The sequence below is a fragment of the Thioclava dalianensis genome (genome assembly GCF_000715505.1).
GTDB lineage: Bacteria > Pseudomonadota > Alphaproteobacteria > Rhodobacterales > Rhodobacteraceae > Thioclava > Thioclava dalianensis.
In genome coordinates, this window is the sequence record NZ_JHEH01000037.1 from 18,230 (window position 1) to 28,283 (window position 10,054).

Genomic DNA, 10,054 nt, shown 5'->3' on the forward strand with positions numbered 1-10,054 from the left:
GCCTGCGCGTCTTGAGAGCAAGACTTCCTCCAAAAGGCCCGACCATGCGTCAGATCGATCTCGCCGACCCCAACCTGCCCAAGCTTGCCCGCAGGCTCGGCCTGCCTGCCATGGCGGGGCTTTCGCTCAATGCCGCCCATCAGTTGGTGGATGCGGGCTTTGTGGCGCTGCTGGGGACGCAACCGCTGGCGGTCTTGTCGCTCATGGCACCTCTGGCAGGCATGGTGGCAGCGCTCGGCATCGGTATTGGTATCGGAGCGGCGAGCCTCACCGCGCGGGCGCTTGGCGCGGCGCAGCCCGAGCGGGCGCGCGACATCGCGGGGCTGGCGCTGGTGAGCGCATCCCTGCTGGCCGCGCTCCTATGTGGCAGCCTCTGGCTGATGCATCGCCCGCTTCTGGACCTGCTGGGGCTGGAGGGGGAGTTGCTGAGGCTTGCCCTGCCCTATCTGCCCGTCTTCATCCTCACGATGGTCGGGTCCCTGATCCAGATACAATGCGATTTTCTGGCCATCGGACGGGGCGCATCGGGCCAGAGCCTGCGGCTCCTTGCACTTTGCTTTGGGCTCAATATCGCGCTCGATCCGGTCTTCATCTTCGGGCTCGGATACGGGCTTGAGGGGGCCGCGATCGCCACGCTCTGTGCGCAGGGCGTGACCCTGCTTGCCTGGGCGGGCTGGTTCGCCGCCCCCGCCCGCCGCCCGCGCCTAAGGCATCTCGCGCCCTTGGCCGATATGGTGCGCGTAGGCTTGCCTGAGGCAGCCTCGGTGCTGGCCACGACCCTGAGCATGATGGCGCTTGTGCATCTGGCTCTGACTTATGGCAGCGCCGCCGATCTGGCCGCGCTTGGGCTGGCGCTCAGACTGCTTTTGATCGTGCAGTTGCCGATGGAGGGCTTTGCCCTCGGCCTCCAGCCGCTCTTGGGCCATGCTTTCGGTGCCCGCAACCATCCCCGCATCGCGGCGGTCTTCCGGCATATGCTCACGCGCCTCGGAATTGCCTCAGGGCTCTGCGCGCTGGTCATTCTCGGATTTGCCCCCCTGATTGTGCATCCCGTGACCCCCACCAGCGCGCTGGTTGAAAAGGTCTCAGCCATCCTGCGCTGCCTTGCGATAGGCCTTCCCGCCTTTGCCCTGCGGCTCACGGTCCAGATGACGCTGCAGGCAAGGATCGCGCCGTGGCGCGCAGCCTTGCTGGGGCTTGCGCCCATGGGCTGGCTCCTCTGGCCGCTCCTCGCGCTGAGCCTGCCGCGCTTCGGCGTGGGCGGGCTTGCCCCCGCAATGACCTCTGCCACCCTGCTCAGCGCGCTTCTGGCCCTCTGCCTGATCCGCCTTGGCAGCCCCCTCCTCCAACCAAGCGAGATCCGCTGTGAGACCCATGCCTGACGACCTCATCTCCCCCGCCCATCCACATGCCCTGTCGGCCTCTGCGCCGCCAATCTTTCAGTCGAGCTCCTTTCTCTTCGAGAGCTATGAGCAGATCGCCGATGTGTTTGCCGGACGTTCGGAGCGCTTCATCTATTCACGCGGCGACAATCCCACGGTGCGCGAGCTCGAAGGGCTGATCGCCCGTCTCGAACACACCGAAAGCGCGCGCGGATTTGCCTCCGGCATGGCCGCGATCTGCGGCGCGATCCTGCCCTTCGTGGATGCGGGCGACCGGATCGTGGCGGTGCGCCATCTCTATTCGGATGCCTTCCGCCTGTGCGAAACGGTGCTGTCGCGTTTCGGTGTCGAGACGGTCTATATCGACGGGCGCGACACCCCGGCGCTGATCGAGGCGCTCCGGGGCGCAAGGCTTCTCTATCTCGAGAACCCCACCAGTTGGACCTTCCACGAGCAGGATCTGGCGACGCTCGCCCGGGCCGCCCGCGACGAGGGGGTGCTCAGCGTCATCGACAACAGCTGGGCCACGCCGCTCTACCAGACGCCCGCCACGCTTGGCATCGATCTGGTGGTCCATGCCGCATCGAAATACCTCTCAGGACATAGCGACACACTGGGCGGGCTGGTCGCTGGACCGAAGGATCTGATCGAGAAAATCGATCACGAGGCCACCCATCTTTATGGGGCGCGCATGTCACCGATGGACGCTTTCCTGATTTTGCGGGGCATGCGCTCACTTGATCTACGGATGGAGCGGCACATGCGGTCCGGCCTGCATCTCGCACGCAGGCTGTCGGCCCATCCGCACGTCACCTACGTCCATCATCCGGGGCTTGCGCCGTGGAAAGGATCCGCGCTTTCGGGCTATGGCGGGCTCTTTGCCTTCGATCTGGATGAGAGCGTGGATGTCGCGCGGTTCTGCAATGCGCTCAAGGTCATCCGCATCGGCGTCAGCTGGGGTGGACCGGAGAGCCTGATCGTACCGGGTCAGGCGGCCTGCGGTCTGGCGGGGGCTGCGAACTCCTTCCGCCGGTTCGGGGTAAGCCCGCGCACCATCCGCCTCGCCACCGGGCTCGAACCGGTCGAACGGTTGGAAGACGATCTGATGCAGGCGCTCACGATGGCGCAGACCGCGCCTGCCACGGAGGCCGCACAATGATCCCCCGCCTTGTGCAAGAAGGGGCGAGCCTTGCGCCCAACGCCCGCTGGTTCGATCTTGAGGACCGCGCAAGCGGCCAGATCCGCCGCGTCTTTCTCTGGCTCCCCGAAGGCCCCGCCCCGGAGGCAGGCTGGCCCGCGCTCTGGATGCTGGACGGCAATGCGGTGATCGGCACCGCCATCGATGCGATGCGCACGCAGGCATTCTGGCCAAGCGGCACAGGGCTTGGCTGGGGCGCGCTTGTCGCCATCGGCTATCCGACCGATGCCCCCTATGACAGCTTCCGCCGCAGCTGGGATCTCGGGCCGCCCCCCGGGCGCAGCTATCCGCCCTTCGTCGAGGACGGGCCGGAGGTCCGCACCGGGGGCGGCGCGGAAATGGCGCGATTCCTTCTGGAGGATGTAACCGAGTTTCTGGCCACACAGGCACCGCTTGATCCGGCGCGACGTACGCTCTTCGGGCATTCCTTTGGCGGGCTTTTCGCGCTCTGGCTCCTCTTCACAAAGCCCGAGAGTTTCAGCGCTTGGGTCGCGGCCAGCCCTGCGATCACTTGGGAAGAGAGCTTTTTGCTCGAACATCTGGCCCGCTTCACCCCGGAGAACCCGACCCGCGTGCATCTTTCGGCGGGCGCGTGGGAGGGAGACGCGCTTGCCCCCTTCCAGTGCAAGGCCCCCGATGCCGCCGAACGGCTGGCCGAGAAGGCCCGCACCCGCACCCTCGCTGCAGCACAGGATATGGCGGCTGCGCTCACCGCCAAGGGCCTCGTGGCCGAATACGAAACCTATGCGGGCGAGACTCATATGTCCGTCTTGCCCGTGGCCATCAACCGCGCCTTGCACTGGGCCTTTGCCCTGCCGCCCGCCCCCCTCGACAAAGGAGCCTCATGATGGCCTACGCAGTCGCCCCCGCGCCGGATTTCCGCCATGGGATCACCCTCCCCTGTGGTACAGTCTTTGCGGTGAGGGATCATGGCGACGGGCGGATCGATCTTCACCCCCCCGAAGAACCGATATCGCCCGCAGAGCTGTATCACACGTCGCTGCAAGCGTTCGAGCTGCTGACCGCACAGGGACCGGAAGTGGCGCTGCGTCTGACGGGCGTCGGATGGACCGAGATTTTGCCGCGGCTCGTGACAGAAGGGATCGCGCTTGCCTCTTCCGGCGGGCCATTCGTGCTGCCCGAAGCCTTCTGGCAGGTGCCCGGGCCGTGGCTCGGGCAGGCGCAGGCGCCCTATCCGCTTTTGTGGCAGACCGGCCCGCACGGGCGCCATCCGCGCCGCCCTCCCAAACCGGAAGGACGGCTCTACCGCCGCCATATCCCCTGGCTCGGGCAAAACTTCGAGTTGCACGCGCTGACCATGGACCACCTGCCGCTCTTTCACCGCTGGCAGAACGATCCGCGAGTGGCCGCCTTTTTCGAAGAAGCAGGCAGCCTTGAGGCGCATCGCGCCTATCTCGAACGGCTTCTGGCCGACCCGCATATGATGCCGGTGATCGGAATGATGGAGGGCGTGCCCTTTGCCTATTTCGAGCTTTACTGGTGCCGCGAGAACCGCCTTGGCGCGGTCTATGAGGCGGGGCCATGGGATCGCGGCTGGCACGTGCTGGTGGGCGAGGCCGCCTATCGCGGGGCCGCCTATATAACCGCATGGTTGCCCTCGCTCATGCATTACATGTTTCTGGCCGAGCCGCGCTGCGCGCGGATCATGGGCGAACCCAAAGCCAGCCACACCCAACAATTGCGCAATCTCGGACGGGCGGGCTTTGCCCATCTGCGCGATTTCGACTTTCCCCATAAACGTGCCAGCCTCGTGCAACTCGACCGCCAGCATTTCTTCGAAGCACGGCTCTGGGCACGGCCCGAGCCCGCGCAGGGCGCGCCGCTTGCGTTCTCGTCCGCGCGTATTCTGGACCAAGGAGACTGGTGATGACATCCGATGAAAACATATTCGACCTTCTGGGCGTCGGGTTTGGCCCCTCGAACCTTGCGCTTGCCATTGCGCTGCAAGAGCGCGGAGCAGGGCTGAGCGCCCGCTTTCTGGAGGCGCGCGCGCAATTCGCATGGCATCCCGATATGATGATACCGGGGGCCGATATGCAGGTCTCTTTCCTCAAGGATCTGGTGAGCCAGCGGAACCCGCAAAGCCCTTATTCCTTCGTGGCCTATCTGCATGCCAAGGGGCGGCTTGGGCGCTTCATCAACCGCAAGACCTTTTTCCCGAGCCGCGTGGAGTTCAACGACTATCTCGTATGGGTGGCCGGCCAGATGCCCGTGTGCACCTATGACCGCAAGGTGGTGGGGATCGAGCCGGAATGGCAGGGCAAGCGGATCAGCGCGCTTACAGTCATTGCACAGGATGGCGCGCAGCGGCTCTATCGCGAGAGAGGCCGCAACCTGATCCTCGCCACCGGCGGAAAGCCCCGCTGGCCTGCGCCCTTTGCAGCCTTGCGAGACGATCCGCGGGTGGTCCATTCGGGCGATTATCTGAGCCGCGCTCTGCCCCGCCTGCGTTCCGGTATGCGGGTGGCGGTGATCGGCAGCGGGCAGAGCGGAGCAGAAATTTTTGAAGATCTCGCGGCGCGCCCCGAAGCGCCGATGATCGACCTTGTGCTGCGCCGCACGGCGCTGCGGCCCTCCGATGACACGCCCTTCGTCAACGAGATCTTCGATCCTGCGGGCACCGACCGTTTCCATGCCCGCCCCGAAGACGAGCGCCGCCGCGCCCTCACGGATTTAGCGGCGACCAATTATTCGGTGGCCGATGGCGATCTGATCGCGGCGCTCTATGATCGGCTCTACGAACAAAGCGTGACAGGCGAGGATCGCCTTCGCCTGCATCCCGAGCATGGCGTCACGGAGGTGCAAGGCCACGGATCCACGCTGGAGCTGACACTTACGGGACCGCAGGGCCCGTATAAGATCGCGGCAGATCTCGTCATTCTGGCAACCGGCTACGAGCGCGCCATCACCGCAGAAATGCTGGGCGAACTCGCCCCCTATTGGACGGGCGAGGCACCAGATCGCACCTACCGGCTGCCCATGGCCCCCGAGGTCGGACCTGCCATCTTCGTGCAGGGATTCAGCGAGGCAACCCACGGCCTGAGCGATACGCTCCTCTCGGTATTGGCCCTGCGTGCGCAAGAGCTGGCCGACAGTCTTGTCAAATGTTCACAGACAGCTCGACGGACGCAAAGCCACAGTCTTGCCGCCGAATGATACGAAAGAGGCGGGTCCTTGCCGAAGGGGTCGCCTCTTTTGCCACGTCAGGCGATCCGCGATCAGGTCGCGCGCTTGTTTGGCCCGTATCGCTCATGTAAGAGAGGCGCATCTACTCAGCAATGCGCCCGGCAGATGTCTTCCTCTCTTTCGGTGACGCCATGCCAGATGCCCCCCTTCCCACGACCGAAAACCCGCTGCGCAAAGACCTGCTGCGCGTACTCGTTGCGCGACGCGAACGGTTTCTATGCCAAGCAATGCGTGTCCTCGGCAGCCGCGATAGAGCCGAGGATGTCTTGCAAGATGCAGCCCTCCGCTGCCTCGATTGCCCGCTCCGGCAAGAGCAGATCGCGCGACCGCAGGCGTGGCTCGGCTGCATGGTCCATAATCTCGCCATCGATCAGTATCGCAAAAGCAAACGGCGTCCGAGCGATGCGCTTGCCTTTGAGCCTCCTTGCCCGCTCGCCGGACCCGAACGGGCCCTCTCTGACCGGCAGCTTCTGGCACTGCTTGAGGAAAACCTCGCGATGGTCCCCACCCGCAACCGCCGGATTTTCCTCGATCACCGCGTGGGCGGGATCCCACAACGTGATCTGGCACAGCGCGAGAAGCTGTCCCCCGCGCGCATCAATGCCATCATCGCCGACATCCACGCCAGCCTGCAGGCCAATCTGGCGCTCTGCACCGAGCCGCGCTGAGCGATGCGCCTGCCCGCGCGAAACGCAACCGAACTGCATTGGCTCTCGGAAGAGACGCTGATCATGGCCGGTCATGGCGGCGGTCCGCGCGCCATCCGCTCTGGCGTGTTGCTGGAGGAAGCCCAGCGGCATCTTGGACTGCGCCCCCTCCCCGCGCCTCACCGAAAGGTGGATGCAACAGGCCGACCGGCAGGGATGCGCGATTGGCCCGCTGGTCAGAGCGGAAGCTTCAGCCATTGGGGGGACTACACGCTGTGCCTGCTCCATCGCGGCACAGGCCTGCATTGGGGCGTCGATCTCGAAGAGATCCCCGATGCGCAGACCACGCAGGAGATCCTCTCGATTGCGCTCGACCAAAACGAGCGTGATCTCCTCTCGCAAACCCGCTGCGGGATCGGCTCCGAGGGTCTGGCGCGGCGCGCGGTCTCAGTCTTCTCGGCAAAGGAAAGCTTCTACAAAGCGGCCTATCCGAAAGTGGGGACGTTTTTCGGCTTCGACGCGCTGCGCCTCGCCGCGTCGCCAACCCCGACGCACCTGCAATTTACCGTGGTGCGTTCGCTGACAACGAGCCTCCCCGCAGGCAAGCCGGTCTCGATTGGCTGTCGCGCCACCGCAAGGGCCGTGATCAGCTGGTGCAGCTTGTGAGAGGTGTTCCGTGCAGCGATCGGCGACCGGCAGGCGACCGTAGCAATTTCACGCGAATTTCGAGTTATCTGATGATTTTTGTCGCCTATTCTCTGGCCATTTTCCGCACAACCGGCTAATCATCGCGACGCGCACAGCCAGATCTCAGCCATGCCATCCCGGATGAAACGGAGCGAGATCATGCGACAAGCAGCTTTCACAGCCGTCTTGACCCTCAAGCGACATGCGGCTCTGGCCGATTCCATCGAAATCGAAACCGCTCAGAACCCGGCCGCCAGAAAACAGGCCCCGCAAAAGGCCGTCATCTGCGACATCGTCCGGTCTGTCGCAGCGTCACGACACGCATGCGCGCAGGCCTGATGGGACCGCGAAACCTAGGAGAACAAGATGAGCTTTGAGGACGTGATGCAAAGACTGGCGACCGCGCAAGGCGGGATGCGGGATTTCGTGGCTCTTGGGGGACCGGCCATGTGGGCGATCGCAGCGCTTGCGGTGGTACTCCTCGCGCTGATCCTTTGGAAGCTGTGGCGGCTGCTCTGGCTGGGTGCCTGGTCGGGCGGAAGAGGATCCGAGCGCGCTTTGGCCCTTTGGGCGCAGGGTGACCGGGCGGCGGGGCTTGCGCTGCTCGCGCGGCGGCGCAGTCTGCGCGCGCAGCTGGTGCGCCGCGCGATGCAGGCGGTGGACGACCCGGACCTGCCGGATGCGGATGCACAGGCCGAGATCGTCCGGGTCGCGCGCGGTTTGCTGGCGCAGGCGCGCGCAGGGCTGCGCGGGATCGAGTTGGCGGCGGTGATCGGGCCTCTGCTGGGCCTGTTTGGCACGGTCACCGGGATGATTGCGGCCTTTCAGGCGCTGCAGGACGCCGGGGCGCGCGCAGATCCGGCGACGCTTGCGGGCGGTATCTGGGAGGCGCTTTTGACGACGGCCGCCGGGATGGCGGTGGCCATTCCCGCGCAGGTCGCGCTGACTTGGTTCGAGGCCGTCATCGACAGGCTCCGGCTGGATATGGAGGACGCCGCAACACGCGTCTTCGTAACCCGCGCCAAGCGTCTCGGGCGGGTTCCCTCCAGCAGCGGAAAAGCGGGGGTTGAAGACGCATCAGAAAACAGCCGGGCTGCCGCGCAATGACCCTGAGCATCGAACCGCCGCGTCGCAGCCGAAAGCCCGACCTGACACCCATGATCGACGTGGTGTTTTTGCTGCTGGTCTTCTTCATGCTTGCCTCCCGGTTCACACAAGACACCGCAATCCCGCTGAACACGGCCACGGGCACGTCGGGGACGTGGACCGGACCGCTGCGCCTTGTCGATATCGGCGCAGACGGGGCGCTGTCGCTGAACGGCGCACCGATTACGGCGCAAGCTCTGCCCGAGGCGCTCTCGAAACTGGCCAAGACGCAAGACGATCCGGTGATCTTGCGGGGCAAGGGGGCCGAGTTGCAGGATCTCGTGACCCTCATGACCTCGCTGCGCGCGGCGGGGTTCACATCCGTGATGCTGGTGGAGTGAGCGATGGATTTCACCGAACCGCCCCGCACCGCCAGAGCGTCTAACCTCCTGCCGATGATCAATGTCGTTTTCCTGCTGCTGATCTTCTTCCTGATTTCGGCCAAGCTGACACCGCCAGAACCGTTTCCGGTCTCACCCCCGCAAGCCGCCGAGCGGGATCAGAGCGACGGCGAGTTCAGCCTGTATGTTGGGGGCACGGGCGCACTTGGATTTCGCGATGTCGTGGCCGAGAAACCTGACGCGGCCACATCCGACACCGAGACGGGCACCGCTGGGGAGGCACGCGTGCTCGCCGCGCTGAAGGCCGCGCGCGAGGCGTGGTGTGCGACCCAAGATTGCGCCGCCACGCCGCCGACCCTCGTGCTGCACGCAGATGCAAAGTTGCCCGTGCCGATCCTCGCGCGGCTGGTCCGGCGCTTGGGCGGGCTGGGCTTTGCCAAGGTCGCGCTGCGCACTCAGCCGGTCGGAACGGAGGGACCATGAGGGTCGGGCGTTGTCTTGAGGCAGGGGTGTTTCTTGCCTTGGCGCTGGTGCTGATGCAGGCGCTGTTCTTCGCCCTGCGTGCAGACGTCGACGGAGCGAGCGCGGCGGGCAGCGGCGGCGAAGATCTGGTCAGCCTGAAACCCGCCAGCGCGGCGGTGGAGGGAATGATCGCGCGTTTCGAGGATCCGCTGCGCGATCAACCGGTGCGCACCCAATTTGAACAGATGTCGCTGCCCGACCCCGTCGTGATGCCTGCGCCCGCACCGCCGCTGGAATTGCCGCCGCAGGCGCAGTTGCCCGAACTGGATCTCGCACCGCCCCCTCAGTTGGCCGCGCGTGAGACGTCCCCCGAAACGGACGCCGCGCCTGAGACATCGCTCAAACCGATGTCCAAGCCCGCACGACAACCGGTGGCGCGCAAGCAAGAGTCAGACCCAGAGCCTGCGCCGCGCAAACCGCAACGCGCCAGCGCGCCATCGGCAGCGCAGACGGCCGCCGGGTCGGGTGGCTCCACCAATGCGGGCGAGCGCCAGACCAGCCGTGCCGCAACCCTGTCCAAAGGTCAGGAACAGAATTTGCGCGCGCAATGGGGCGCCTCGATCCGGGCCCGCATCGAGGCCCGCAAGCGCTATCCAAGCGCAGCCGGGCGCGCCCGCGGATCGGTTACGGTGCAGCTGACAGTGACGCGGTCGGGCCAGCTTGCGGGCGTTTCGGTCGCGGGATCGTCAGGCAATGCCGCGCTCGATCAGGCGGCGCTGCAGGCGGTGCAGCGCGCACAGCGCTTCGCGGCCGCCCCGGCTGGATTGACACAGGCCCGCTACAGCTTTGCCTTGACCATCCGCTTCGCGCGCTGAGCGCGCCTTGCCGCGCGGATCAGATACGGCCGCTCACCCGCCCGCGCGCGCCGAGATCGCGCCCCGCCAGCTCTCGACAAAGGCCCGCACCGCGTCCCTCCGCGCGGGG

Annotated in this window: 11 protein-coding genes; all 11 read left to right on the plus strand. The window is 65.8% G+C overall.

Features of this window, described 5'->3' with window-relative positions:
- The first annotated feature begins 44 nt into the window (after positions 1-44).
- The 11 genes from DL1_RS17870 to DL1_RS17925 all read left to right on the plus strand — a co-directional run bounded on the left by DL1_RS17870 (position 45) and on the right by DL1_RS17925 (position 9,945).
- Positions 45-1,382: an MATE family efflux transporter gene (locus DL1_RS17870; protein WP_038068860.1), complete on the plus strand. Its 1,338-nt coding sequence runs from the start codon at positions 45-47 to the stop codon at positions 1,380-1,382.
- Positions 1,375-2,541 carry a PLP-dependent transferase gene (locus DL1_RS17875; protein ID WP_051693663.1) on the plus strand — a complete coding sequence of 389 codons (1,167 nt, stop codon included), beginning with the start codon at positions 1,375-1,377 and terminating at the stop codon, positions 2,539-2,541. The genes DL1_RS17870 and DL1_RS17875 overlap by 8 nt, the downstream gene beginning before the upstream one ends.
- Positions 2,538-3,428 (plus strand): alpha/beta hydrolase, encoded by an 891-nt coding sequence (locus DL1_RS17880; protein WP_038068866.1) that lies wholly within the window; start codon positions 2,538-2,540, stop codon positions 3,426-3,428. Before DL1_RS17875 ends, DL1_RS17880 begins: the two co-directional genes overlap by 4 nt.
- Positions 3,428-4,468: a GNAT family N-acetyltransferase gene (locus DL1_RS17885; protein WP_051693664.1), complete on the plus strand. Its 1,041-nt coding sequence runs from the start codon at positions 3,428-3,430 to the stop codon at positions 4,466-4,468. The genes DL1_RS17880 and DL1_RS17885 overlap by 1 nt, the downstream gene beginning before the upstream one ends.
- Positions 4,468-5,757, plus strand: coding sequence for a lysine N(6)-hydroxylase/L-ornithine N(5)-oxygenase family protein (locus DL1_RS17890; protein WP_038068869.1), 1,290 nt, complete (start codon positions 4,468-4,470; stop codon positions 5,755-5,757). Before DL1_RS17885 ends, DL1_RS17890 begins: the two co-directional genes overlap by 1 nt.
- Positions 5,758-5,918: 161 nt before the next feature.
- Entirely contained in the window at positions 5,919-6,455 is a 537-nt protein-coding gene (locus DL1_RS17895; protein ID WP_162178772.1) for a sigma-70 family RNA polymerase sigma factor, read from the plus strand.
- 3 nt (positions 6,456-6,458) lie between these two features.
- The gene (locus DL1_RS21055) at positions 6,459-7,100 is read left to right on the plus strand and encodes a 4'-phosphopantetheinyl transferase family protein (RefSeq protein WP_051693665.1); all 642 of its coding nucleotides are present in this window, start codon (positions 6,459-6,461) and stop codon (positions 7,098-7,100) included.
- A 387-nt stretch (positions 7,101-7,487) separates the two neighbouring features.
- A complete protein-coding gene (locus tag DL1_RS17910; protein WP_074855016.1) occupies positions 7,488-8,228 on the plus strand; it encodes a MotA/TolQ/ExbB proton channel family protein in 741 nt (246 codons plus the stop codon).
- Positions 8,225-8,608, plus strand: coding sequence for an ExbD/TolR family protein (locus DL1_RS17915; RefSeq protein WP_038068877.1), 384 nt, complete (start codon positions 8,225-8,227; stop codon positions 8,606-8,608). The genes DL1_RS17910 and DL1_RS17915 overlap by 4 nt, the downstream gene beginning before the upstream one ends.
- A gap of 3 nt (positions 8,609-8,611) precedes the next feature.
- Positions 8,612-9,091 (plus strand): ExbD/TolR family protein, encoded by a 480-nt coding sequence (locus DL1_RS21060; RefSeq protein ID WP_051693666.1) that lies wholly within the window; start codon positions 8,612-8,614, stop codon positions 9,089-9,091.
- Positions 9,088-9,945 carry a TonB family protein gene (locus tag DL1_RS17925; protein WP_038068878.1) on the plus strand — a complete coding sequence of 286 codons (858 nt, stop codon included), beginning with the start codon at positions 9,088-9,090 and terminating at the stop codon, positions 9,943-9,945. The genes DL1_RS21060 and DL1_RS17925 overlap by 4 nt, the downstream gene beginning before the upstream one ends.
- Positions 9,946-10,054: the final 109 nt, after the last annotated feature.